General features: G+C 71.3%; 22 protein-coding genes and 5 pseudogenes. 11 read left to right on the top strand and 16 right to left on the bottom strand.

The features are described 5' to 3' along the window. The first annotated feature begins 139 nt into the window (after positions 1-139). Both AB0M88_RS10475 and AB0M88_RS10480 read left to right on the top strand, forming a co-directional pair. Positions 140-433 (top strand): MTH1187 family thiamine-binding protein, encoded by a 294-nt coding sequence (locus AB0M88_RS10475; protein ID WP_364098550.1) that lies wholly within the window; start codon positions 140-142, stop codon positions 431-433. Beyond that, on the top strand, positions 430-1,104 hold the full coding sequence (locus AB0M88_RS10480) for an HAD family hydrolase (RefSeq protein ID WP_364098556.1): 675 nt from the start codon (positions 430-432) through the stop codon (positions 1,102-1,104). Before AB0M88_RS10475 ends, AB0M88_RS10480 begins: the two co-directional genes overlap by 4 nt. Here AB0M88_RS10480 and AB0M88_RS10485 read toward each other — a convergent pair. After that, complete coding sequence (locus AB0M88_RS10485; RefSeq protein ID WP_364098561.1) at positions 1,094-1,876, bottom strand: isoprenyl transferase; 783 nt, start codon at positions 1,874-1,876, stop codon at positions 1,094-1,096. The two genes, AB0M88_RS10480 and AB0M88_RS10485, sit on opposite strands and share 11 nt — an antisense overlap. After that, positions 1,873-2,652: a DNA repair protein RecO gene (gene recO, locus AB0M88_RS10490; RefSeq protein ID WP_364098564.1), complete on the bottom strand. Its 780-nt coding sequence runs from the start codon at positions 2,650-2,652 to the stop codon at positions 1,873-1,875. The genes AB0M88_RS10485 and recO overlap by 4 nt, the downstream gene beginning before the upstream one ends. A gap of 108 nt (positions 2,653-2,760) precedes the next feature. Between recO and AB0M88_RS10495 the strand changes: the two genes are divergently transcribed. Both AB0M88_RS10495 and AB0M88_RS10500 read left to right on the top strand, forming a co-directional pair. Next, the gene (locus AB0M88_RS10495) at positions 2,761-3,546 is read left to right on the top strand and encodes a DUF4097 family beta strand repeat-containing protein (protein WP_364098567.1); all 786 of its coding nucleotides are present in this window, start codon (positions 2,761-2,763) and stop codon (positions 3,544-3,546) included. Between the two features lie 7 nt (positions 3,547-3,553). Beyond that, positions 3,554-4,324 (top strand): thioesterase family protein, encoded by a 771-nt coding sequence (locus AB0M88_RS10500; protein ID WP_364098570.1) that lies wholly within the window; start codon positions 3,554-3,556, stop codon positions 4,322-4,324. Here the strand turns inward: AB0M88_RS10500 and era are convergent. The 9 genes and pseudogenes from era to AB0M88_RS10545 form a co-directional block, all read right to left on the bottom strand. After that, on the bottom strand, positions 4,321-5,217 hold the full coding sequence (gene era / locus AB0M88_RS10505; protein ID WP_364098572.1) for a GTPase Era: 897 nt from the start codon (positions 5,215-5,217) through the stop codon (positions 4,321-4,323). The two genes, AB0M88_RS10500 and era, sit on opposite strands and share 4 nt — an antisense overlap. Positions 5,218-6,502: 1,285 nt before the next feature. Continuing rightward, positions 6,503-6,874 carry a cytidine deaminase gene (locus AB0M88_RS10510; RefSeq protein WP_364098575.1) on the bottom strand — a complete coding sequence of 124 codons (372 nt, stop codon included), beginning with the start codon at positions 6,872-6,874 and terminating at the stop codon, positions 6,503-6,505. Next, complete coding sequence (locus tag AB0M88_RS10515) at positions 6,867-8,246, bottom strand: hemolysin family protein (protein ID WP_364098729.1); 1,380 nt, start codon at positions 8,244-8,246, stop codon at positions 6,867-6,869. Before AB0M88_RS10515 ends, AB0M88_RS10510 begins: the two co-directional genes overlap by 8 nt. Then, complete coding sequence (gene ybeY, locus AB0M88_RS10520; protein ID WP_364098578.1) at positions 8,246-8,716, bottom strand: rRNA maturation RNase YbeY; 471 nt, start codon at positions 8,714-8,716, stop codon at positions 8,246-8,248. The genes AB0M88_RS10515 and ybeY overlap by 1 nt, the downstream gene beginning before the upstream one ends. Positions 8,717-8,739: 23 nt before the next feature. Continuing rightward, positions 8,740-9,102 (bottom strand): annotated as a pseudogene (locus tag AB0M88_RS10525) (PhoH family protein); the annotation flags it as partial. Positions 9,103-9,375: 273 nt separating this feature from the next. Beyond that, a pseudogene (locus AB0M88_RS10530) lies at positions 9,376-10,191 on the bottom strand (LAGLIDADG family homing endonuclease); the annotation flags it as partial. Beyond that, a pseudogene (locus tag AB0M88_RS10535) lies at positions 10,180-10,893 on the bottom strand (PhoH family protein); the annotation flags it as partial. The pseudogenes AB0M88_RS10530 and AB0M88_RS10535, both read right to left, overlap by 12 nt. Before the next feature lie 127 nt (positions 10,894-11,020). Continuing rightward, the gene (locus AB0M88_RS10540) at positions 11,021-12,397 is read right to left on the bottom strand and encodes a serine hydrolase domain-containing protein (RefSeq protein WP_364098581.1); all 1,377 of its coding nucleotides are present in this window, start codon (positions 12,395-12,397) and stop codon (positions 11,021-11,023) included. Beyond that, the gene (locus AB0M88_RS10545) at positions 12,394-12,744 is read right to left on the bottom strand and encodes a histidine triad nucleotide-binding protein (protein ID WP_364098584.1); all 351 of its coding nucleotides are present in this window, start codon (positions 12,742-12,744) and stop codon (positions 12,394-12,396) included. Before AB0M88_RS10545 ends, AB0M88_RS10540 begins: the two co-directional genes overlap by 4 nt. A gap of 23 nt (positions 12,745-12,767) precedes the next feature. Here AB0M88_RS10545 and AB0M88_RS10550 point away from each other — a divergent pair, with 23 nt between their 5' ends. The 3 genes from AB0M88_RS10550 to AB0M88_RS10560 all read left to right on the top strand — a co-directional run bounded on the left by AB0M88_RS10550 (position 12,768) and on the right by AB0M88_RS10560 (position 17,043). After that, the gene (locus AB0M88_RS10550; protein WP_364098587.1) at positions 12,768-13,529 is read left to right on the top strand and encodes an SDR family oxidoreductase; all 762 of its coding nucleotides are present in this window, start codon (positions 12,768-12,770) and stop codon (positions 13,527-13,529) included. A 19-nt stretch (positions 13,530-13,548) separates the two neighbouring features. Further along, positions 13,549-15,924, top strand: a complete 2,376-nt coding sequence (locus AB0M88_RS10555; protein ID WP_364098590.1) for a glycoside hydrolase family 3 C-terminal domain-containing protein — start codon at positions 13,549-13,551, stop codon at positions 15,922-15,924. A gap of 288 nt (positions 15,925-16,212) precedes the next feature. Continuing rightward, positions 16,213-17,043, top strand: a complete 831-nt coding sequence (locus AB0M88_RS10560) for a hypothetical protein (protein WP_364098593.1) — start codon at positions 16,213-16,215, stop codon at positions 17,041-17,043. Between the two features lie 3 nt (positions 17,044-17,046). Here AB0M88_RS10560 and AB0M88_RS10565 read toward each other — a convergent pair whose 3' ends face one another. Further along, on the bottom strand, positions 17,047-17,781 hold the full coding sequence (locus AB0M88_RS10565; RefSeq protein WP_364098596.1) for a 16S rRNA (uracil(1498)-N(3))-methyltransferase: 735 nt from the start codon (positions 17,779-17,781) through the stop codon (positions 17,047-17,049). A gap of 33 nt (positions 17,782-17,814) precedes the next feature. Further along, on the bottom strand, positions 17,815-18,216 hold the full coding sequence (locus AB0M88_RS10570) for a nitroreductase family deazaflavin-dependent oxidoreductase (RefSeq protein WP_364098599.1): 402 nt from the start codon (positions 18,214-18,216) through the stop codon (positions 17,815-17,817). 462 nt (positions 18,217-18,678) lie between these two features. Here AB0M88_RS10570 and AB0M88_RS10575 point away from each other — a divergent pair. The 3 genes and pseudogenes from AB0M88_RS10575 to gap all read left to right on the top strand — a co-directional run. Beyond that, a pseudogene (locus AB0M88_RS10575) lies at positions 18,679-18,777 on the top strand (hypothetical protein); the annotation flags it as partial. A 246-nt stretch (positions 18,778-19,023) separates the two neighbouring features. After that, entirely contained in the window at positions 19,024-19,950 is a 927-nt protein-coding gene (locus tag AB0M88_RS10580) for a helix-turn-helix domain-containing protein (RefSeq protein ID WP_364098732.1), read from the top strand. A 104-nt stretch (positions 19,951-20,054) separates the two neighbouring features. After that, entirely contained in the window at positions 20,055-21,050 is a 996-nt protein-coding gene (gap, locus tag AB0M88_RS10585) for a type I glyceraldehyde-3-phosphate dehydrogenase (RefSeq protein ID WP_364098602.1), read from the top strand. Positions 21,051-21,113: 63 nt separating this feature from the next. On the opposite strand, the gene dnaJ is transcribed toward gap, so the two are convergent. Both dnaJ and hrcA read right to left on the bottom strand, forming a co-directional pair. Then, complete coding sequence (gene dnaJ / locus AB0M88_RS10590) at positions 21,114-22,256, bottom strand: molecular chaperone DnaJ (protein ID WP_364098604.1); 1,143 nt, start codon at positions 22,254-22,256, stop codon at positions 21,114-21,116. Positions 22,257-22,302: 46 nt separating this feature from the next. Continuing rightward, positions 22,303-23,325 carry a heat-inducible transcriptional repressor HrcA gene (gene hrcA, locus AB0M88_RS10595; RefSeq protein WP_364098607.1) on the bottom strand — a complete coding sequence of 341 codons (1,023 nt, stop codon included), beginning with the start codon at positions 23,323-23,325 and terminating at the stop codon, positions 22,303-22,305. Positions 23,326-23,493: 168 nt separating this feature from the next. Between hrcA and AB0M88_RS10600 the strand changes: the two genes are divergently transcribed. Further along, entirely contained in the window at positions 23,494-24,057 is a 564-nt protein-coding gene (locus AB0M88_RS10600; protein ID WP_364098610.1) for a DUF4870 domain-containing protein, read from the top strand. A gap of 4 nt (positions 24,058-24,061) precedes the next feature. On the opposite strand, the pseudogene AB0M88_RS10605 reads toward AB0M88_RS10600, so the two are convergent. Further along, a pseudogene (locus AB0M88_RS10605) lies at positions 24,062-24,257 on the bottom strand (coproporphyrinogen III oxidase); the annotation flags it as partial.

The raw sequence follows: 24,257 nt of genomic DNA on the forward strand, positions 1-24,257 counted from the left end.
GCTTAGATCTGCGCTGTGCCCTGATTCGACGATTCCCCAGATTCCCCCTTTTCCCAAGCCTCAGAACCGTCAAATCCTGGCATGATGCCGTGAGAGCGCTCTCAGGAGGCGCGCGGCCACGTGCTGGGACGATGGATCGATGCTGGTTGCATTCTCAGTAACGCCGCTCGGCGCCGGTGACTCGGTGGGCGACCTGGTGGCCGAGGCGGTCCGGGTGGTGCGGGCGTCCGGCCTGCCCAACCGCACCGACGCGATGTTCACCACGATCGAGGGCGAGTGGGACGAGGTGATGGCCGTCGTCAAACAGGCGGTCGACGCGGTCGCCGCGCACGCGCCCCGGGTCAGCGTCAGCCTCAAGGCCGACATCCGCCCGGGCGTCACCGACGCGCTGACCTCCAAGGTGGAGCACATAGAACGGGCGCTGACCGAGTGAGACGCCTCGTCATGTGGGACATCGACTACACGCTGCTGCGCGGCGGCGGGGTCGCCGCGCGAGCCTGGCAGGCGGCGTTCACCGAACTCACCGGCGTCGCGTGGCGAGGAAACCCGATCTTCGGCGGCCGCACCGACATGGACATCTGCATCGAGGTCTTCGCCACCCACGGGGTCACCGACTGCACGCCGGAGAGGTTCTTCGTCCGCTACGTCGAGAAGATCCAGGCCTGCCGCCACGAATTCGGCGAGCAGGGCTCGCTGCTGCCGGGCGTACGCGATGTGCTGGCGCGCCTGCGCGCCGACCCCGACGTCGTCCAGACCCTGGTCACCGGCAACGTGCCCGAGGTCGCCGAGGCCAAGGTGGCCGCCTTCGACCTGGCCGCCGCGTTCGACACCGAAGTCGGCGGCTACGGCACCGACGACAGCGTGCGCGCCATCCTGGTCCGCCGCAGCCTCGAGCGGGCCGAGGCCAAATACGGCGAGACGTTCCGCCCGGTCGTCATCGGCGACACCGTGCACGACATCACCGCCGCCCTGGCCAACGGCGCTTTCGCGGTCGGCGTGGCCACCGGCACCACGAGCATGGCGCAGCTCGTGCTGGCCGGGGCCCACGCGGTCCTGCCCGACCTGTCCGACGTGGACGCGGCCGTGGACATCCTTACGAGCTGACCGGCACCGGATTAGGGATCGCCCCGCCGAAGCGCCGGTCGCGGCTGGCATAGAGCTCGCACGCATACCACAAGTGGCGGCGGTCGAAGTCGGGCCAGAGCGTGTCAAGGAAGATCAGCTCGGCGTAGGCCGACTGCCAGAGCATGAAGTTGGACGTGCGCTGCTCCCCCGAGGGCCGCAGGAAGAGATCCACGTCGGGCACCTCGGGGTGGTAGAGGTAACGCTGGATCGTCTTCTCGTTGACCTTGTCGGCCTTGAGCTTGCCGGCCGCCACGTCCTGCGCGATGCGGGCCGCCGCGTCGGCGATCTCGGCCTGGCCGCCGTAGTTGACGCAGAACTGCAGGGTCAGCTTGGAGTTTTTCTTCGACATCTCCTCGGCCGTCTGCAGCTCGGAGATCACGCTCTTCCACAGCCGGCCCGCGCGACCCGACCACACGACGCGTACGCCCAGGTCGACCAGCTGGTCGCGGCGCCGCCGGATGACATCGCGGTTGAAGCCCATGAGGAAGCGCACCTCCTCGGGCGAGCGCCGCCAGTTCTCGGTCGAGAACGCGTACGCCGACAGATAGGGGATGCCGAGCTCGATCGCACCCTCGATGGTGTCGAACAGCGAGTATTCCCCCTGCTCATGCCCCTTGGTGCGGGAGAGCCCGCGCTCCTTGGCCCAGCGCCCGTTGCCGTCCATCACGAGCGCGATGTGCTTGGGCAACACGTCCTTGGGCAGCTCGGGCGGCGTGGCGCCGGAGATGTGCGGGGTAGGTGGCCTGGTCAAGGGGACTCCCGTCGATCAACAAGCGGCAGCGAGCGCAACGCGCGCTCCATGTGCCATTGCAGGTGGGCGGCGACCAGGCCGCTGCACTCGCGGCGCACCGGCGGGTCGGCCGAGTCGGCGACTGTCCAGTCGCCGACGGTCAGGGCGGTCATCAGACCCAGCGTGGCCGCTCTGGGGTGGGCGGCCCCGGGCGGGCGGCAGTCGGGACAGACCGCGCCGCCGGCCGGCACCGAGAACGCGGCGTGCTGCCCCCGGGTGCCGCAGACCGCGCACTCGGTGAGCGCGGGCGCCCAGCCCGCCACCGCCATGCCGCGCAACAGATAGGCGTCGAGCACCAGGCTGCCCGCGTGCTCCCGGGCGGCGAGTGCCTTGAGCGCCCCCAGAGTGAGCTGGAACAGCCGCAGCGAGGGCTCGCGCTCGATCGGGGTGAGCCGCTCGGCGGTCTCGGCGATCGCGCTGGCCGCCGTGTAACGCGGGTAGTCGTCGAGGAACTTCCCGCCGTAGAGCATGACCGCCTCGACCTGGCTCACCGAGTGCAGCGCGCTGCCCACCCCCTCGGGCGAGCCGGCCAGCTGCAGGTCGATGTGGCCGAACGGCTCCAGCCGGGCACCGAACCGGGAATTCGTGCGCCGCACGCCCCGGGCGACCGCGCGCAACCGGCCGTGCCGCCGGGTCAGCAGCGTGATGATGCGGTCACTCTCGCCGAGCTTCTGCACGCGCAGCACGACCGCGTCATCACGGTAGAGCTGGCGGCGGTATCCGCTTCCGGTCGGCACCCGACCATTCTGCCTGCCGCGTACGACAGACCCTGACCCGGATCTCAGGGTCATCTCCGGGGTCGCTCCGATAGTGCTTCCCCACCCCCGGCCAATAGCGTCGACACCATGACCACGACACTCGTCCGGCGCGCCGGAGTCCTCGCCCTGATCGCCGCCACGGCGACGACCCTGTCCGGGTGCGCGGGGGTGCTCGGGGCGAAGATGACCTACAACGACACCGAGAAGGCGAAGATCACCGACATCGTCCTCTCGGGCGGCGGCGGCGATGTGAAAATCACCACGGCCGCGGTCGACGAGACCACGATCCAGCGGATCATCCGGCGCACCACCAACCCGGGCGAGTCCTACCACGTCTCCGGGTCGGTCCTCAGCCTCGACATGTCGTGCGGGCTCAACTGCTCGGTGTCATACGAGATCCAGACCCCGCCCGGGGTCAAGGTGCGCGGCGTCCTCGATTCGGGCGACATCCAGCTCGCCGGGATGGCCGACACCGACGTCCAGGTCAGCTCCGGCGACATGCTGATCACCGACGCGACCGGTCCGGTCAAGGTGCGGGCGACCTCGGGCGACATCCAGGTGCTGCGGGCCCACGGCACGGTCAGCGCGGTCGCCACGTCGGGCGACATCCGGGCGATCGACCCGGCCGGCGCGGTCACCATCCGGGCCACCTCGGGCGACGTGCAGGTGCGCCTGGCCACCCCCAACTCGATCACCGCCGACGTGACCAGCGGCGACGTCGACATCTCGGTGCCCGAGGGCAGCTACGACATCATCGACCGGGCCCGCTCCGGCGACACCTCGCTCGGCGGGCTGATCAGTGACCCGTCGTCGAAGAATGTGCTCGATGTCAAGGCCAGCAGCGGAGACATCAACATCGACACCACGGCATGATCGGGGCATGAGCTTCTACCTGCCCCTCGGCCAGGACGACAACGGCGCCGACCGGTTCGAGCCGACCAAGGCGACCGAGAGCCCGTGGGACAGCGCGATGCAGCACGGCGGCCCGCCGGCCGCCCTGCTCGGCCACCAACTGCACGTCGACGGCCTGCGGCTGGCCCGGATCTCGGTCGACTTCCTCGGCCCGATCCCCCGCCGCGAGCTGCGGGTCGAGGTCTCCACGATCAAGCCGGGCCGGCTGACCTACCTCAACGAGGCCCGCATGGTCATCGACGGCCGGGTCGCCGTGGTCGCCCGGGCCTGGCACATCGCGCCCGGCCCGCGCCCGCCCGCCGAGACCCCGGGCACCACGGCCGACCCGCTGCCCGGCGAGGCGCAGGAGTTCGCCCCCGAGTTCGGCGACTGGGGTTACGGCCACGCCATCGAGTGGCGTTCCAGCCGGGGCGACCTCAACGAGCCCGGCGAGGCGCACGTCTGGTCCCGGGTGCGGATGCCCCTGATCGACGGCGTCGAGATCAACGGCCAGGACCGCGCGCTGATCGTGGCCGACTCGGCGAACGGCCTCTCCGCGGTGCTCCCGATGGACAAGTGGCTGTCCATCCCGCCGACGATGACGACCACGCTGATGCGCCCGGCCGACGGCGAGTGGGTGCACCTGGCCGCCGTCACCCAACTCACCGACGACGGCCTGGGGCTGTCCAGCGGCACCCTCTACGACCAGACCGGCAAAATCGGCGAGGTCGCCCAGCCGCTGGTCGTCCGCGCCCGCTAAAAGCCCAGCTTGCGGAGCTGCCGCGGGTCGCGCTGCCACTCCTTGGCGACCCGCACGTGCAGATCGAGATAGACCCGGGTGCCGATGAGCTGCTCGATCTCGGCCCGGGCCCGCGACCCGACCTCCTTGAGCCGCACCCCCCGCGAGCCGATCACAATCGACTTCTGGCTGTCCCGCTCGACGTAGACATCGGCGTAAATCTTGGTCAGGTTGCCCTCGACCTGCATCTCCTCGACCAGCACGGCGATCGAGTGGGGCAGCTCGTCGCGCACACCCTCGAGCGCCGCCTCCCGGATCAACTCGGCGATCAGCACCTGCTCCGGCTCATCGGTCAGCACATCATCCGGATACAGCTGCGGCGACTCCGGCAGATGCTTGATGATCACGTCGACCAGGTTGTTCACCTGATGCCCGGAAACCGCGCTGACCGGCACGATCTCGGCGAAATCGTAGAGCTCGCTGACCGCCAGCAGATGCTTGGCCAGAGCCTCCGGCCCGACCAGGTCGACCTTGGTGACAACCGCGACGATCGTCGCCTTGAGCTCGGCCAACTCGGACGAGATGAACCGGTCCCCCCGCCCCACCGGCTCGTCGGCCGGAAAACACACCCCGATCACGTCGACCTCGCTCCACGCCTCCCGCACGAGATCGTTGAGCCGCTCCCCGAGCAGCGTCCGGGGCCGGTGCAGACCTGGCGTATCGACGAGCACAAGCTGAGCGTTCTCCCGGTGCAGAACCCCCCGGATCACATGCCGCGTCGTCTGCGGCTTACTCGACGTGATCGCGATCTTCTGCCCGACGATCGCATTGGTCAGCGTCGACTTGCCGGCGTTGGGCCGCCCGACAAAGCACGCGAACCCGGCACGATAAACCCCATCGTCGGTCGCCGCCACCGACGCTTCCTTGTGCCGGTGAACCTTCCGCTCTCTTCCGGTACGCGTGTCCGCCGTCCCGCCCGACCCGGCCCGCTCCTGGCTCTCCACCGACTCGGGCCGCGCCTGGGCCGCCCCCGAGTCCCGGTCACGGCCGTCAGCGCCGCCCGGCTCGCGCGCTCCGCCTGTGGACGACTCCGAAAAACTGTCGTACCCGGCTGCTTCACTGGCCCCACCCAGTTCCGGGGTGGGGGCGGTCCGGGAGGGGCCGGCACCGCGAGATCCACTTCCGCCGACTCCGCTCGCACCGCGAGATCCACTTCCGCCGACTCCGCTCGCACCACGCGATCCAGTTCCGCCGACTCCGCTGGCACCACGCGAACCACCCGCGCCACGAGACCCGTCGCCCGCGCTCGCAGCGCGCGATCCATTTACGCCGGCTTCGCTCGCACCGCGCGATCTGCTACCGCCACGGGAGCCGCCGACTCCGCCCGCACCACGCGATCCACCCGCGCCACGAGACCCGTCGCCCGCGCTCGTACCACGCGATCCACCTGCGCCACGAGACCCGTCGCCAGCGCTCGCAGCGCGCGATCCGCTCCCGCCGCGGGAGCCGCCGACTCCGCTCGCACCACGCGAGCCACCCGCGCCACGAGACCCGTCGCCCCCGCTACGCCCGCTGGCACCACGGGCACTGCCCTTGGGCCACCAATCGATCCCGCCTGTGGACGAGTCCGAAAACTTGTCGTACCCAGCTGCTTCACTGGCCCCACCCAGTTCCGGGGTGGGGGCGGTCCGGGAGGGGCCGGCGCCACGAGATCCACTACGGCCGCGAGCTCCATCGGCTCCGCCCGCGCGAGACCCACCAACTCCACGGGACGCGCCCGCTCCGCCAGATCCAGCTCCGCGCGATCCGCCATATCCACCGGACGAGCCCGCTCCGCGCGAACCACCAAACCCGCCCGACGAGCCCGCTCCGCGCGAACCACCAAACCCGCCCGACGAGCCCGCTCCGCGCGAACCACCAAACCCGCCCGACGCGCCCGCTCCCCGCAGGCCACTAGACCCGCCGGTTCCGGGAGACCCGCCGGCCCCGCGGGAACCACTAGACCCGCCAGCTCCACGAGACCCGCCAGACGCGCCCGCTCCGCGAGGCTTGCCGGTTTTCGCCGACGGGGCGCCGGCGGCTTCGCTTCGGCGGGCGGCGCGGCGCTCCTGGCGGCGTAGTTCGTTGCGTTCGCCCGCGGTCAGGCGGCGTTCGTCCGAGTTTTCCGGGCCGGTCACTGTCGTCCACCCATCAGGCTTGTCATGCGATGACCGTGCCGCGCAGGGCGCCGTCGGGTCCGGCCACGTGGATCGGTGCGTCGGGGGCAAGGTCGCGGACCGCGGCGTGGCCGGCGCCGTCGAGCTGTTCGGCCTCGGTGACGACCGCGGCGGCTTCCAGCTTGGTGGCTCCCGCGGCCGCGGCCGACGCGACCGCCAGTTGCAGGGCGGTCAGCGCGAGGTGGGGCAGCGTGACGGTCGCCGCCGCGTAGGTTCGGCCGTCCTGGTCGCGTACGGCTGCTCCTTCGAGCGCGCCCACCCGGGCGCGTGAGCTTCGGGCCAGGGTGACCAGCTTGGTGTCCTCGGCGCTCAGCGCCGCCGGCACGGCAGTGCCGGCGAAAGTCTGGTCAGGCATCTGCGGTTTGTCTTTCCTCGGTGTCGGATTCGTCGGATGGCGCTTCGGGTTGCTCGTCCGGCTCGGTGCGGCGCACCAGGACCGAGTCGATCCGGTTGCGCCGGCCGGTGGTGCCCTCGGCGATCAGGTGCAGGCCGCCGACGTCGACGGTCGCGCCCGGGATGGGCACCCGGCCCAGGGTCTGGGCGAGCAGGCCGCCGACCGTCTCGACCTCGTCGGCCGGCAGTTCGACGCCGTAGAGCTCGCCCAGGTCCTCGATCGGCAGGCGGGCGGTGACGCGGACCGCGCCGTCGCCGAGCTGCTCGACGGGCGGGCGTTCCACGTCGTACTCGTCGGTGATCTCGCCGACGATCTCCTCGAGGATGTCCTCGATGGTGACCAGGCCGGCCGTGCCACCGTACTCGTCGACGACGATCACCAGGTGGGTGCGGGCGGCCTGCATCTCGGAGAGCAGGTCGTCGACCGGTTTGGACTCGGGGACGAAGGTCGCCGGGCGCATGAGCTCGGCCACCGCACCGGCGGTCGCGCCCGGGTCGCCGGACTGGGTGCGGCGGATGACGTCTTTGAGGTAGAGCACGCCGAGCACGTCGTCGACACTTTCGCCGATCACCGGGATGCGCGAGAACCCCGAGCGCAGGAACAGGTAGAGAGCCTGCTGGAGGGTCTTCGGTGCCTCTATCCACACCATCTCGGTGCGGGGCACCATCACCTCGCGGGCGATCGTGTCGCCGAGCGCGAACACCGAGTGGATCATTTCGCGTTCGCCGTGTTCGACCACGCCGCGCTGCTCGGCCAGGTCGACGAGTTCGCGCAGCTCGACCTGGCTGCCGAACGGTCCTTCGGGGAAGCCTCTGCCCGGGGTGACCGCGTTGCCGATCAGGATCAGCAGCGAGGCGAGCGGGTTGAGGACCTTGCCCAGCCAGCGGATCAGCGGGGCCGCCGCGCGGCCCACGGCGTACGCGTGCTGGCGCCCGACCGTGCGCGGCGCCACCCCGACCACCACGAAGCTGACGAGCGTCATCGCGCCGGCGGTGACCAGCGCGGCTCGCCATCCGACGCCCCAGTTGTCGACCGCGACCAGCGCGACCAGCGTGGTCGCGGTCAGCTCGCAGATCAGGCGCAGCAGGAGCAGCAGGTTGAGGTGACGGACCACATCGGAGGCGACGGCTTCGAGCGCCGACGCCCCACGTTTGCCCTCGCGGACCATCTCGGCCGCGCGCGCCGGCGACACGGCACCGAGCGCCGCGTCGGTCATCGAGGCGAGGCCGGCCAGGAACACCAGCACGAGCGCCAGGATGATCAGTTGAGCGTCGGGCAGGCCGGCCGAAGTGGCCGGGCCCGACGCGAGTAGAGGTGCGGGGTCCACCGGGATCAGCCGGCCTGCCGCGTAGCCCGCCAGCTCTGGAGCAGGCGGTTTTGCAGCGCGAACATCTCGCGCTCCTCCTCCGGCTCGGCGTGGTCGTAGCCGAGCAGGTGCAGCGCCCCGTGCACGGTCAGCAGGTGCAGTTCGTCGGCGGCCGAATGGCCGGCCGCGGCGGCCTGTTTGGACGCCACCTCGGGGGCGAGCACGATGTCGCCGAGCAGGGCCGGTTCGCCGGTGCCGGCCTCGCCGGGACCGTGGTCGACGCTGCCCTCGTCCATCGGGAAGGCGAGGACGTCGGTCGGGCCGTCGCCGTCCATCCAGCGATGGTTGAGCTCGGCCATGTAGTCGATGTCGACGAGGAGGACGGACAGTTCGGCGAGCGGGTTGACCCCCATCTCGTCGAGGGCGTGCCGGGCCACCGCGAGGATCGCGTCGGTGTCGACCTCGACTCCCGACTCGTTGGCGATCTCGATGGACATAGTGCTGCGGTTACCCCTTGGCTTCAGCGCCGGCGCCCGGCGCGGCCGCCGCTGGCGGCGCGTCCCGGCACGGCGTGTACGGACTGGGTGGCTAGCTGCTCCTGCTCGACGTCGTAGCGCGCGTACGCGTCGACGATCTCCGCGACCAGCCGGTGCCGGACGACGTCGGCACTCGACAGCTCGGCGAAGTGCACATCCTCGACATTCTGCAGGATCTGGCGCACGATCTTGAGACCGCTGGTCGTGCCGCCCGGCAGGTCGACCTGGGTGACGTCGCCGGTGACCACGATCTTGGCCCCGAACCCGAGCCGGGTCAGGAACATCTTCATCTGTTCGGGCGTCGTGTTCTGCGCCTCGTCCAAAATGATGAACGCGTCGTTGAGCGTGTTGTGCGTGACGATCAGATCGTCGGTGACGTAGAGCGAGTCTTCCGCGGCGACCTGGATGCAGACCGTCTCGGTCTCACCCGCCGGCTCGATCGACTCGATGAACCGCATCGGGCGGCCCCCGCCGCTGGAGTCGTAGAGGGCGCGCTTGCGCTCGAGACGGAACGGGTTCACGCCCTCGGGCAGCCTGATTTCGAGCACGTAGGCGTCGTTCCGGTATTCGACCGGGCGTCCGCCGGCGCGCCCGGGAACCCGGCCCTCCACCGGGCGCCGGCGCCAGTACGCCACCCCACCCAGCGAACGGACGAGGAACAGGACGTCATCGCGGAGCCGCGCCGAGCACGTTGTGTACTGAACGCGACAGGTCCGGCCGCGCTGGGTGACCGGGCCGCCGTCGGAGTCCAGGAGGCCCTGCAGTACGCCGAGGCGTACCGAAGCGCTGTTGCGCAGGTAGGTCTCCGGAACGAACTTCGTGTGCGAGCGGGTGCCGGCCAAGCCGAGCTCACGGAGCGCCGCGGTCAACGGGTTGGCGGTGATCACGCCGCCGCGGCCGCCGCCACCGGGGCGTCGCAGGACGTAGTCGTACCCGCTCTTGTGGAAGACCTCGACGTCGGGCAGCGCCGCGTCCAGCATCTCGGCAAGTTCCCGGTCGGCGGTAGCGAACGCCGGGGTGGTCGCCGTGGTCAGGCAACCGTCGCCCAACAGCAGGCCCAACGCGTACGGGTCGAGCCGCACCTCCCGCGGGACGAACTCGACCGCGTCGACCAGCGGCAACTCGTACCGGTGGACGTTGCCCCTCCGCAGCTTGCCGATCATGTCCTGGGTCTGCAGGACCCGCCACGGACGGCCGTGACTGCGGTCATCCACCGTGCGCACCGTCCACAGGTGCTCGCCGCAGGCGAGCGTCGAAGCGCCGTCCTGCGTCGTCACCTGGTAGACCGGCTTTCGGCCTTGCGGATAGACCCCGAGCACCGGTGTCGGCAGGCCGTCCGAACCGACGACGAGGTCGCCGACCCGGAGGTCACCGATCAGCCGCCAGCCGTCCGGGGTGAGAACCTTCGCCGTGAGCGGCTGAGCGCGGCCACGCATGTAGGCGAGGGGGGCGACCTCGATCGTGCCGGCCGCCATCAGCCGGGGGATCGACTCCGGGTCGAGCATGTCGTGGAGGGCGTCGTAGAGCGGCCGCAGATAGGGGTCGATCTTCTCGTTGAGCGTGCCGGGCAGGAAGCCCAGCCGCTCACCCGCCTCGACCGCCGGCCGGGTCAGGATGATGCGGCTGACCTGCTTGGCGGTCAGGGCCTGCACGGCCTTGGCCATCGCGAGATAGGTCTTGCCGGTGCCGGCGGGGCCGATGCCGAAGACGATCGTGTTTTGATCGATGGCGTCGACGTAGTGCTTCTGGCCCAGCGTCTTGGGGCGGATGGTGCGCCCGCGGCGGGACAGGATGTTGAGGGTGAGCACCTCGGCCGGCCGCTCCGAGGTGTTTTCCTCGAGCATCCGGGCCGTACGCCGCACGGAGTCGACGTTGAGTGTCTCCCCCTTCTCGATCAGCTCGATGAGCTCCGAGAAGAGGCGTTCGGCGGTCGCGTTCTCCGCCGGGTCGCCGGTGATGGTGATCTCGTTGCCACGAACGTGCACGTCGCTGGCGAGAGTTCGCTCGATGAGTCGCAGGATTTCGTCCTTGGCGCCCAGCAGGTTCACCATGATCTTCGGGTCGGAGACCGAGATCTTGGTCTGCACCCGAGCCGGGCCGGTGGGCTCCGCGCTGGAAGGGTTCGGCGTACCGGTCATAGGGCGGCCCCCGTGGGCCTGGCCACCTGCTCTCTATCTCATCCTGATTCGACGATCCTCGTGCGGGCCGGCGATCGTGCCATCCTATCCGCTCGGCCGCCGCCCCGCCGAGGCCATTATCGCCAGGTCAATCCGAGGGGCCCGCCGAGGCCGGCCCGCCGTCGAACGCCTCCTGCACGCGGGTGCAGCGGTAGGTCGCCCAGTGCATCCGCGCCACGGTCCCGCTCGCGTCACGGGTGAGCCGCAGCAGCTCGCCCGCCTCCCGCCCGGAGACCGTGCGCAGCACGTCCGGACGGTCGGGTAGCGGCTGGAACACGGCCGGTGGCGTATCGGCCGGCGCGTCGGCGAAACGGGCCTGCAGCGCGCCGTCGTGCCATGAGAACAGGAACTGCGTGCCCTCGCTCCACCACGGCCCCAGCACCGACCGGTACGCCGGTGGCGCGGCCGGCCCGGCCCGCCACGGCCGGATGTCGGCCGGGTCGCCCTCGACGGCCAGCCGGAGCAGTTCGCCGACCAGCTCGTTGGTCTCGGACGCCGTACCGGACGAGCCGAGCACCGCGCAGCCGAGCGCGTCCGGGGTGTCCTCGCCGCCCCGGCGGCCGTAGACGCCGGCGAGGAAGCCGGGCATGGCGCCGTTGTGTCCCACGTGCATCACGCGCCCGCCCTGCGGCGACAGCATCAGGCCGAGGCCGAAGCCGCCCGCCCAGAGCGTCTCGTCCTGGGTGGTCAGGGGCCAGCGCATCTCGTCGAGGGTGGCCGCGGCCAGCACCTCGCCCCGCGGGTCGACGGTGGCCGGGGACACCAGGAACGACGCCCACCGGGCCATGTCGCCCGCGGTGCTCCAGAGCTGGGCGGCCGGGCCGACGCCCCCGGTCGGGAACTGCGGCTCGGGCCGGGCCGCGTCCGAGTACGCGTCGACCATGTAGCCGACGGCGGCGGACGAGGGGGCGTCGACCGTCGTCGAGTGAAGCCCGAGCGGCTCCAGGACGCGCGCGACGACCAGCTCTTCCCAGGTCGTGCCGCGCAACGTGGCCGCCAGGTGCCCGAGCACGGCGAACGCCAGGTTGGAGTAGTGGAAGCGGCGCGCGTTGGGTAGCACCCGCTCGGCCCGGTCGAGTTCGGCGAGCAGGCCGGCCGAGTCGGGCGTGAGCAGCGTGTCCCAGACGTCGCCGTGCGGCTCGCGCTGGAAGCCAGCGGTGTGCGACAGCATCCGCCGGATCGTCGCGTCGCCGTGCGCCGGCACGTCGAGGTACTTCGCGATCGGCTGGTCGAGGTCGAGCAGCCCGTCGTCGCGGGCCTGCATGACCAGCGCGGCGGTGAAGGTCTTGGTGACCGAGCCGATGCGGAACCGGGTGTCCGGCCCCAGCGGGTGCTGAGGATTGCCCGAGTCGCCGACGGTGAAGATCCACGGCTCGCGGTCGGCTCGGACCAGGGCGACCGACAGGGCCGGGATGCGGCCGCGGGCCTGGGCGCGCCGGGCGGCCCTCTCCAGAGCCGCGCTCATCGCAGGGCCAGCATCGGGCCGAGCGGCTCGCCGCCGAGCACGTGGGCGTGCACGTGGAAGACCTCCTGGCCGGCGAAGCGGCCGGTGTTGAACATCAGGCGGAAGCCGTCGCCGGTCAGGCCCTCGCCCTCGGCGACCGAGGAGGCCGTGGCCAGCAGGTCGGCGCTGGCCGCCGGGTCGGCGGAGAGCGCCACCACATCGGCGTAGTGCTCCTTCGGGATGACCAGCACATGCACCGCGGCCTTGGGGTCGATGTCGCGGAAGGCGAGGGTGGTCGGGGTCTCGTACACGACCGTCGCGGGGATCTCCCCGGCGACGATGCGGCAGAACAAGCAGTCGTGGTCCACCCGATGGATCTTAGGGTGGCCCTATGACTTCGCGAGCAATCCTGGTGACCGGTTCGTCGCGCGGGCTCGGGCGGGCGATCGCGACGCGCTTCGCGGCGTCCGGCGATCGGGTCGCGGTCCACCATCGCGACTCGGCGTCACACGCCGAGTCGCTCGTGGCCTCGCTTCCCGGCGAGGGCCACGTGGTGGTCCGGGCCGACATGGCCGACGCGCCGGCCGTACGCGCCATGGTCGACGAGGCGGCGGCCGCGCTCGGTGGCCTGGACGTTCTGGTGAACAACGCCGGGATCTACGGCCCGGTGGACCGGCCGCATCCGGTGTTCGGGCTCGACTACGAGCAGTGGCAGCAGATGTGGCGGCAGACGCTCGACATCAACCTGTTCGGCGCGGCCAACGCGTGCTGGGCGGCGGCTCAGCACATGCGGGAGCGGGGTGGCCGGATCGTCAACGTGACGTCGCGGGGGGCTTTCCGGGGCGAACCGGAGCAACCGGCGTACGGCGCGAGCAAGGCCGGGATGAACTCGATGAGCCAGTCGCTGGCGGTGGCGCTCGCGCCGTACGGCATAGCCGTGGCCGCGGTGGCCCCGGGCTACATCGAAACCGACATGACCACCGAGCACCTGAAGTCGGAGCGCGGCGCCGCGATCCGCGCCCAGAGCCCGTACAACCGGGTCGCTCAACCGGACGAGATCGCCGCGGCGGTGCACTGGCTCGCCTCACCCGAGGCCCAGTGGGCCAGCGGCGCGATCGTCGACTTGAATGGTGCCTCGTACCTCCGTAACTGACCATGGGAGCGCTTCCACAATGACGGCTGACGTCGACGACCTGCTCAAGCAACTGACCCTCGAGGAGAAGGTCTCGATGCTGACCGGGCAGGACTTCTGGTCCCTGCCCGCGATCGACCGGATCGGGCTGCGCTCGCTGGTGATGTCGGACGGCCCGATCGGGGTCCGCGGCACCGGCTGGGCCCCCGACGACCCGTCGATCGCCCTGCCCAGCCCGACCGCCCTGGCCGCGGCCTGGGACCGCGAGCTCGCCGAGACCGCGGGCCGCCTGCTCGGCCAGGAGGCCCGGCGCAAGGGCGCGCACGTGCTGCTCGGCCCCACGGTCAACCTGCAGCGCACCCCGCTCGGCGGCCGCCACTTCGAGTGCTACTCGGAGGATCCGCTGCTCAGCGGCGAGATCGCGGTCGGTTTCGTCCGCGGCGTGCAGGACCACGGCGTCGGCACGACGGTCAAGCACCTGGTCGGCAACGACTTCGAGACCGACCGCATGGAGGTCGACGTCCGGATCGGCGACCGGGCGCTGCGCGAGCTCTACCTGGCCCCGTTCGAGCGGGTCGTCGAGGCCGGCGGCTGGGGCCTGATGAGCGCCTACAACTCGGTCAACGGCACCTCGATGGCCTCGAACGGGACGTTCCAGCAGGAGACCCTCAAGGACGAGTGGGGCTACGACGGGGTGGTGGTCTCCGACTGGCGGGCCGCCCGCTCGACGGTCGGCGCCGCACTGGGCGGCCTCGACATCGCGATGCCGAAGCTGGAGAACCCGTGGGGGCCGGCGCTGGTCCAGGCCGTACGGGAAGGAACCGTGCCGGAATCGGCGATCGATGAGAAAGTCCGGCGGGTTCTGCTGTTCGCCCAGCGTGTGGGCGCTCTTGACGGCGGCCCGGCGGTGAATCCGCCGGCCGGCCTCGACGGTGACGCGGTCGCCCACGAGGTCGCGACCCGCTCGTTCGTGCTGGTCCGCAACGAGGGCTACACGCTTCCGCTGGAGCCGGCCGCGCTGACCAAGGTCGCGGTGATCGGCGCCCTGGCTCTCGACGCCCGGGTGCTCGGCGGCGGCAGCGCCCAGGTCTCGCCGCCCCACACGATCTCGCCGCTCGAGGGCCTCGGCCGGGCGCTCTCCGGCGTCGATGTCGAATACGCGATCGGCGCCGACCCGCGCCCGTTCCTGCCCGCCGCCCGGGGCCCGCAGTGGTCGGGTTCTCGGATCGAGATCAACTCGTCGTCGTTCGCGCTCGACTCGACGGCCGTGCGCTGGATCGGTTCGCTGCCCGGCGACATCGACCCCTCGACGGTCGAGAGCCTGCGCATTTCCAGCGTTTTCACGCCGGACGAATCGGGCGAGCACACCTTCGCGGTCTCCGGCTTCGGCAACTTCCGGTTCACGGTCGGTGATGAAGGTATCTACGAGGGCTCGCTGCACCGCCCCGGCGCGACCCGGGGCGAGCTTCTGCTCAACCCGCGCGAACACCGGGCCGGCGTGCGCCTGAGCGCCGGCGTCACGGTCCCGGTCGTCCTCGAGCAGACACTCCAGCGCGGCATGGCCCACACGGTCGCCACGACGCTCGGTCACCGTGGTCCGGCCCCCGACGCCGACGGCATGATCGAGGAGGCGGTCCGGCTGGCGGCCGGGTCGGACGTCGCCGTGGTCGTCGTCGGCACCACCGAGCAGGTCGAATCGGAAGGCTTCGACCGGACTTCGCTGGCCCTGCCGGGCCGCCAGGACGAGCTGGTCACCCGCGTCGCGGCCGCCAATTCCCGTACGGTCGTGGTTGTGAACGCCGGCTCGCCGGTGCTGATGCCGTGGGCCGACGACGTGGCGGCGATCCTGCTGACCTGGTTCCCGGGCCAGGAGGCCGGCGCGGCGCTGGCCGACGTGTTGCTCGGCGTCACCGAGCCGGGCGGCCGCCTGCCCACGACCTGGCCGCGCCGCGAGGAGGACTGCCCGGTCCTGGCGATCTCGCCGAAGGACGGCGTCGTCTCCTACGACGAGGGCATCTTCATCGGCTACCGGGGCTGGCTGCGCTCCGGCAACACCCCGCTGTACGCCTTCGGCCACGGCCTGGGCTACACCAGCTGGGACTACGACGACATCGCGGTCGACGGCACCGAGGCCGTGGTGACGCTGACCAACTCGGGTGCCCGGGCCGGCCGCGAGGTCGTCCAGGTCTATCTGGCCCCGACGGAGCCGGACGCCGACCGGCCCGAGCGCTGGCTGGCCGGCTTCGCCAACGTCTTCGCCCGGCCGGGCGAGACGGTCACCGTACGCGTCCCGCTGCCGCCGCGCTCGTTCCAGATCTGGGCCGGCAACGGCTGGCAGACCGTGACCGGCGACTACCGGGTGATCGCGGCCCACGCCCTCGACGCGGACCGCCTGGAGGCCCGACTGACCGTCTAGCGCCGGCGACCACACCGGAAGCCAGCCCGGCCACCCCGCGCAGCTCGTCGACGACGGGCGCGCGGCGGCCGGGCTCGAACCGGAGCGTGACCACCGGTGCTATCACGCTCAGCGCTCGTACTCGACCGCCGGTTACCGTACGCATCGCATTTTGATCCCCCCTCAGCGCAGCTTTCCCGCAGTCTGCGCTACGGCATAACTTTCCGTGATAACGGCCATCTTGACTCTGCGTAATTATCGGCTAAAGTCGGAAGAGTCCGGATATGCCAGACATAAAGGGGTTCACGCATGCCGAACTACAACCTGTCGGAGTCCGAGATGCGGATGCGCGGCCTGGCCGCCCTCTACGGGTACCCCGCCGGTGGCCCCTTCATCGCCCTGGCCGTTCGCCCCGACGACCTGCTCGCCGACGTGGCCCGCACCGTCGAGCGGAGGGTCTTCGAGGAGTCGTTCGCGATGGACGCCGCCGTGATGACCGAGGAGTACGCCGCCTACGAGCAGGACAGCATGTTCTTCCTGGTGATCGAGCGGCGCACGGGAGCGCCCGCCGGCGCCGCCCGGGTGATCGACGGCGGCGGCAAGACCCTGGACGACGCCCCCGACGTGATCGGGGTCGACCTGGGCACGATCGTCGAGAAGCACGGCCTGTTCGGCGGCAAGATCTGGGACTTCGCCACGCTGGCGGTGCTGCCGGAGTACCGCGGCGGCAAGTCGACCATGGTGAGCTCGCTGCTCTACCGCGCGTTCCTCAACGCCGGCCGCCGCGCCGGGGTGCAGCACGTCGTGGCCATGCTCGACCGCCGGGCGCACCGGGGCATCGCACTGATCGGCGCGCCGTTCGAGCCGATGGCCGGCTCGGAGCCGTTCGAATATCTGGGGTCGCCGTCGACCAGCGCGCTCTACATGCGGTTCGCCGACATCGAGCCGGCGATCGCCGCCGAGGGCGAGCGCCTGTCGAACATCACCCCGGTCGAGGGCGAGAGCCGGGCCCGCGGCCTGCACCGGGTGCTGACCGGCCGGATCGTCTCCAAGGTGGCGCACCAGGTCGCCACCGGCGAGGGCCTCGACGAGCACGTCGACCTGCCGGCCCTGGAGCGCCGCCGCTCGCGGCGACGCTGACCGCTACCAGCGGTCCAGCCGGGCCGAAAGAACCGACAAAGCCGCCACCCCGGCGGTCGAGGTGCGGAGCACCTCGCTCCCCAGCCGTACGACCGTGGCTCCGGCCGCTACGAAGGCGTCCCGTTCGTGGTCGCTGATGCCGCCTTCCGGGCCCACCGCCAGCATGATCTCGCCCGAGGCGGGCAGCGGGGCAGTGGTCAGGCGGTCGGTCGCCTCCTCGTGCAGCACGAACGCGGCCGCCGCCCCGCCGAGCCGGGCCGCCACCTCCCGGGTCGCGCAGTCCGGATCGCCGCCGACCACGGGCAGCCAGGGCCGCCGGGCCTGCTTGGCCGCCTCGCGTGCGGTCGACACCCACTTGTCGCGGGCCCTCACCCCGCGGTCGCCGCGCCACTGGGCCACCGACCGGGAGGCCGCCCACGGCACGATCTCGTCGACGCCGATCTCGGTCATCGCCTGCACGGCCAGTTCGCCACGGTCGCCCTTGGCGATGCCCTGCACGACGGTCAGGCGCGGGTCATGGGCGGGCACGAACTGCCGGTCCTTGACCCGGAACTCCACGCTGCCCTTGCCGACGGCGAGCACCTCGGCGTACGCCGTACCCCCGCACCCGTCCGCGAGGACGAGCCGCTCGCCCGCCTTGAGCCGTTGCACCGTGGCCGCGTGATGGCCCTCCGGGCCGGCAAGCGTGCCGGTGTCGGCGGCGGGCAGTTCGTCGACCAGGAAAAGCGGAGCGGACATGCCCGCACGCTATCGGCCGGCCCCGACGGTGACTCAGCCCGGTTCGGCGTGCAGGAGCCGGAACTCGCGCCGGCGCAGCGCGCGCAGCACGAACGCGGCCGGATTTCCGAACGCGCGGAGCCCCTCGTCGGCGCCGATCACCGAGATGCGGTCGATCCGGTGGGCGACGCCACGGTCCACGACCTCGCAGCGGCCGGCCGCGACCACGTTGCGATACCAGGCCACGTTCGGGCCGTAGGTCAGCTCGGCCACGAAACCCTCGCCGGTCCGGGCGAGCAGCAGGGGCGTCTCATAGCCGCGCCCGGTCTTTCGACCGACGTGCCGGACCAGGGAGAACGGGCCGATTCCGGCCCGGGCCAGCCGTACGGTCGCCCGGTTCAGCGTGTGCTTCAGCAGAGCGAGCCAGGCCCGCCGGAAAATTGCTGTCGACGACAAGATCTACTCGCTACCTTCCGCTCGGTGCGCCGGTTCACGGCGTACGTGAACAGGCCGCTGTGCCCCGAACCGTGAGGAGACGCCGTGCGTGACCACGACATCGTCGGCCTCCGGTTCGCCCGCCGCGAGGTGATCAAGGTGTCTCGGCTGCCCTGACAGCGCCACTTCGCTGTGTTGCGTCGTCAGGGTCCCACCACCCCTTTTCAATGATCAATTCACGGGAACGGTCATGCGCGAAAAACTTCGTAACCTCGGCATTCTCGCCCACGTCGACGCGGGCAAGACCACCCTCACCGAATCGCATCCCGTACGCCACCGGCGCCGCCAAGACCGGCGAGGCACGACCCTGACCGCGTTCGGCTCAGAGGTTCCCTACGAGCCACCGCCCGACCGCGCTGCCCGTGCTCTCAACGTCGCCCTGCAACGGTCGCGCCGTTCCGGCCGGCCGGTCGGCGGCCACCGGTGGTCGGCCTGCGGGTCACGTTCACCGACGGCCGGACCCACTCGAAGGACTCGTCCGAGATGGCCTTCCGCCCCGCAGGCCGGGCCGGCCTGACCGCCGCCCTGGCGGCGAGCGGGCTGGCGATCCTGGAACCGGTGGTCGCCCTGACCGTACGACGCCGGCCGGTTACCGGCCGCGTCAGGCGCGTCGCATGTGGACGGCCGGCGACAGATGTCGGACCCACGTGCTTGGCTCCGCCCCTCAGCGGACGGCACCGTGTCGCCGACCCGGACAACGGGGCTGCTCGTGCCACCCGGGTGCCGTACCTTTTGGGCGTGCCGCCGTCCCGACCGCATCGCGTTGCCGTGCTTGTGCTCGAAGGGGCGAAGCCCCTCGATGTGGGAATTCCGGCGCAGGTGTTCACGACCCGGCAGAGCATGCCCTACGAGGTGCGGGTCTGCGGCCCGGCGCCCGGCCTGGTCACCGGTGGCGACGGCCTGTCCTACCACGTCGCGGACGGGCTCGAGGCGCTCGAGTGGGCCGACATCGTGTTCATCCCGGGGTTCCGGTTTCCCGACCGGGAAGAGCCGCCACCCGCGGTCGTCGAGGCGCTGCGGGCGGCCCACGCGCGCGGCGCCCGGCTGGCCGCGATCTCCACCGGGGCGTTCGCGCTGGCTGCGACCGGGCTGCTGGACGGGAAGCGGGCGACGACACACTGGCACTACACGCGGCAGCTGGCGGCCAAGCATCCGCTGGTGCGGGTCGACGAGAACGTGCTCTTCGTCGACGAGGGCAGCGTGCTCACCTCGGCCGGAGCGGCGTCCGGCATCGACCTCTGCCTGCACATTCTGCGCGGCGACCTCGGGGTGGCCGCCTCCAACCACGCCGCCCGGCGGCTGGTCGCGGCGCCCTACCGCAGTGGTGGCCAGGCGCAATATGTGCCTCGCAGTGTGCCCGAGCCGCTCGGTGAGCGGTTCGCGGCGACCCGGGAGTGGGCGCTGCACCGGCTCGGCGAGCACCTGACGCTGGAGGTGCTGGCCCGGCACGCGGCTGTGTCGCCGCGCACGTTCTCGCGGCGATTTCTCGCCGACACCGGCTACACGCCGATGCAGTGGGTGATGCGGGCCCGCATCGACGTGGCCCGCGAGCTGCTGGAACGGTCGTCACGCAGCGTCGAGCAGATCGCGGCCGACGCGGGGCTGGGCACGGGAGCCAACCTGCGGCTGCACTTCCAGCGCATCCTCGGCACGACCCCGAGCCAGTATCGGCGTACCTTCGCCCAGGGCGAGTGAACCCCACGGTGGTGGAAGCTCAACCCGCGCGCCTGGCGTGATCCTTGCGAACCGTGGCGCCCGAGCCTCTGCCACGGCACGCCGCCCCCGGCAAAGCTGAACCCATGACAAGCATCGCCATCAACGGATTCGGCCGCATCGGCCGCAACGTGCTGCGCGCTCTGCTCGAGCGGGACAGCAAGCTCGAGGTCGTCGCGGTCAACGATCTCACCGAGCCGACGGCGCTGGCCCGGCTCCTCGCCTTCGACAGCACGGCCGGCCGCCTCGGCCGCCCGGTGACGGTCGACGGGGACACCCTCGTCGTCGACGGCCGGCGGATCAAGGTGACCGCCGAGCGGGACCCGGCCCGGCTGCCCTGGGCGGAGCTCGGCGTCGACGTCGTGCTCGAGGCGACCGGCAAGTTCACGGCGGCGGAGAAGGCGCGGGCCCACCTCGACGCCGGCGCCTCGAAGGTGCTCGTCGGGGCGCCGTCGGACGGCGCCGACGTGACGATCGCCTACGGCGTGAACACCGACGCCTACCGGCCCGGCGAGCACACGATCGTCTCCAACGCCTCGTGTACGACCAACGCGCTCGCGCCGCTGGCCAAGGTGCTCGACGACCTGGCCGGCATCGAGCACGGGTTCATGACGACCGTGCACGCGTACACCCAGGAGCAGAACCTGCAGGACGGCCCGCACCGCGACCCGCGCCGGGCCCGCGCCGCCGGCGTCAACATCGTGCCGACCACGACCGGCGCCGCGAAGGCGATCGGGTTGGTGCTGCCGAACCTGGCCGGCCGGCTGTCCGGTGACTCGATCCGGGTGCCGGTGCCGGTCGGCTCGATCGTCGAGCTGAACACGACCGTCGCCCGCGACGTCACCCGCGACGAGGTGCTGGCCGCCTATCGCGCGGCGGCCGACGGCCCGATGGCCGGCATCCTCGAATATTCGGACGACCCGCTGGTCTCGTCGGACATCACCGGCAACCCGGCCTCGTCCATCTTCGACTCGCTGCTCACCCGGGTCGACGGCCGGCACGTCAAGGTCGTCGCCTGGTACGACAACGAGTGGGGCTTCTCCAACCGGGTGATCGACACCCTGGAGCTGCTGGCCCGCTGACCGCACGAAGAACCGCCGGCCTCCACGGGGGAGACCGGCGGTTTTTCGTGCCTGGAAGAGAAATCAGTGGCCGTTGAACGCGTCCCGCATCCGGCTGAAGAAGCCGCCCTGCTTGCTCAACTCGGCGATGTCCTCCCCGCGGGTCTTGGCGAACTCGCGCAGCATGCGCTCCTGATCGGTCGTCAGCTTGGTCGGGGTTTTGACGTCGAGGTGCACGAAGAGGTCGCCGCGGCCCTGGCCCCGCAGGTGGGGCACGCCCTTGCCCCGGATGCGCAGCGTGCTGGCCGGCTGGGTGCCCGATTTGACCTCGATCGCCTCCTCGCTGTCGAGGGTCTTGATCGTGAGGCGGGTGCCGAGCGCGGCCGCGGTCATCGGGAGCGTGACCCGGCAGTGGAGGTCGTCGCCCTTGCGGGAGTAGACGTCGTGCGGCCGCTCGTGGATCTCGACGTAGAGGTCGCCGGCGGTGCCGCCGCCCGGGCCGACCTCGCCCTGCTGGGCCAGGCGGATGCGCATGCCGTCCTCGACGCCCGCCGGGATCTTGACGGTGAGGGAGCGGCGGGTGCGGACGCGGCCGTCGCCGGCGCAGGTCGGGCACGGGTGCGGGATGACCGTGCCGTGGCCCTGGCAGGTCTGGCAGGGGCGGGACGAGACGACCTGGCCGAGGAAGGTGCGCTGCACGCTCTGCACTTCACCGCGGCCGCCGCAGGTCTCGCAGGTGGCGAGGTGGGTGCCGGGCGCGGTGCCGGCGCCGGAGCACTGGGTGCAGAGCACGGCGGTGTCGACGGTGATCGGGGCCTCGACGCCGAACGCGGTCTCGACCAGGTCGAGTTCGAGCCGGAGGATCGCGTCGGCGCCGGGACGGGTGCGCGGGCGCGGGCCGCGCGAGCCGCCGCCGGCCGCGGTGCCGAAGAACGCGTCCATGATGTCCTGGAAGCCGACGAACGGGCCGCCGGCACCGCCCGGGCCGCCGGGGCCGACGCCGCCGCCGGGCGCCAGCGGGTCGCCGCCGAGGTCGACGATCTGCCGCTTCTGGTCGTCGGACAGCACCTCGTAAGCGGCGTTGATGTCCTTGAACTTCTCGTGCGCTTCCGGGTCCGGGTTGACGTCCGGGTGGTACTGACGAGCCAGCTTGCGATAAGCGCGCTTGATCTCATCGTCGGTGGCTTCCCGGCTCACACCGAGAATTCCGTAGTAGTCCTTGGCCACAGGAAGTCGCGCCTTCAGTCGGTTTTAAATTCCAAGTTCCAGTGAATCAGTTCTGCGCGAGCACATCGCCGACATAGCGTGCCACCGCACGGACGGTAGCGATCGTGCCCGGGTAGTCCATGCGGGTGGGACCGACCACCCCGAGCCCCCCGACGATCGTGACACCCGGGCCGTAACCCGTGCTGACGACCGAGGTGGAACGCAGGTTGTCGATCTCGTTCTCGTCGCCGATGCGGACCCGGGTGGTGCTGGGCTCGAGGTCGCCGATGAGCTTGAGCAGGATGACCTCTTCCTCGAGGGCCTCGAGGACGGGGCGCAACGTGCCCTGGAAGTCGAGCACACTACCGCGCGTCAGGTTGGCCGTCCCGGCCAGCATGAGGCGCTCCTCACTGCGCTCGACGAGGGTCTCGAGGAGCACCGAGGCGAGGCAGGCCATGGTGCCGCGGCTCTCCGGCGAGCACTCGTCGACCAGGGCGGCCACCAGCGGCGGGGTGTCGGCCAGCTTCTGACCGGCGAGCTTCTCGTTGACCCGGCGGCGCAGGTCGGTCACGTCGTCGGCCGCGACCGGGGCCGGCAGCTCGACCAGCCGCTGCTCGACCCGGCCGGTGTCGGCGATCATCACCAGCATCAGGCGCGTGGTGGAGATCGGCACCAGCTCGAGGTGGCGGACGCTGGAACGGGCCAGCGAGGGATATTGCACGACCGCGACCTGGCGGGTCAGCTGGGCGAGCAGGCGGACCGTGCGGTGCACGACGTCGTCGAGGTCGACCGCGCCGATCAGGAAGCGCTCGATCGCCCGGCGCTCGGCCGGGCTGAGCGGCTTGACCCGCGACAGGCGGTCGACGAAGAGCCGGTAGCCCGCGTCGGTGGGCACCCGGCCGGCACTGGTGTGGGGCTGGCGGATGTAGCCCTCTTCCTCCAGCGCGGCCATGTCGTTGCGCACGGTGGCCGGGGACACGCCCAGGTGGTGGCGCTCGACGAGGGCCTTGCTGCCGACCGGCTCCTGGGTCTCGACGTAGTCCTCGACGATGGCCCGCAGGACCTCGAGCTTGCGGTCATCGAGACTCACTAATGACCCCTCCCCCGACAGCCGGCGATCCCTGGCACTCCCGCAATAAGAGTGCCAGTCTACGTCGCGATCCCCGGCAACGCGATGATCGAACGGGCCATCAGTCGTCGCGGATCGGACCGCATGTCACCCTCGACCCTGTTGAGCTGCGGCCCTACCGTGTCAGCCATGAGTGAACCACCCCGCCCGCCCGGCAACGGCATGCCTGACGAACCTACTTCGCCGTACAATCCGCCGCCGCCCGGTGGCTATCCCCCGCCGGGTGGTTACCCTCCGCCTGGCGGTTATCCCCCGCCGCCCCCGCCGCACGGAAACCAGCCGCCCTACGGAAACCAGCCGCCGCCACCACCGTACGGGGGTGGTTACGGCAACTACCCCGGTAACAACGCGGCCGGCGACGACCGGACGTGGCTTCTGGTCGCCCACTTCGGCGGCGCGGCCGGCGCGCTGATCGGCGGCGGCACCCTCGGCTGGATCGCCCCACTGGTGGCGATGATGTCGCGCGGCCCCCAGTCGCCCCACGTGCGGGCCGAGGCGGTCAAGGCGCTCAACTTCCAGCTCGTCATCTCGATCGTGGCGCTGGTCTGCTGGGTCCTGAGCTGCCTGGTGATCACGTGGCTGATCGCGGTGGTGGCCATGATCGCGGGCATCGCCTTCGGGGTCATCGCGGGCGCGAAGGCGGCCAACGGCGAGGGGTACAACTACCCCCTCAACGTGAGCATCGTGAAATAACGGCTCAGACCACGTCGCGGATGACGGCGTCGGCCAGCAGCCGGCCCCGCAAGGTCAAGATCAGCCGGCCCGCGTCGTGCGCCTCGGGCTCGATCAGCCCGTTGGCCAGCGCCCGCGCGACCCCGTCCGGGTCGAGACCGGCCACCGGCAGGCCCTCGCGCAGACGGACCCGCAACATCACGTCCTCGACCCGGCGGTCC

The sequence above is a fragment of the Actinoplanes sp. NPDC051411 genome (assembly GCF_040682075.1).
Lineage (GTDB): Bacteria > Actinomycetota > Actinomycetes > Mycobacteriales > Micromonosporaceae > Actinoplanes.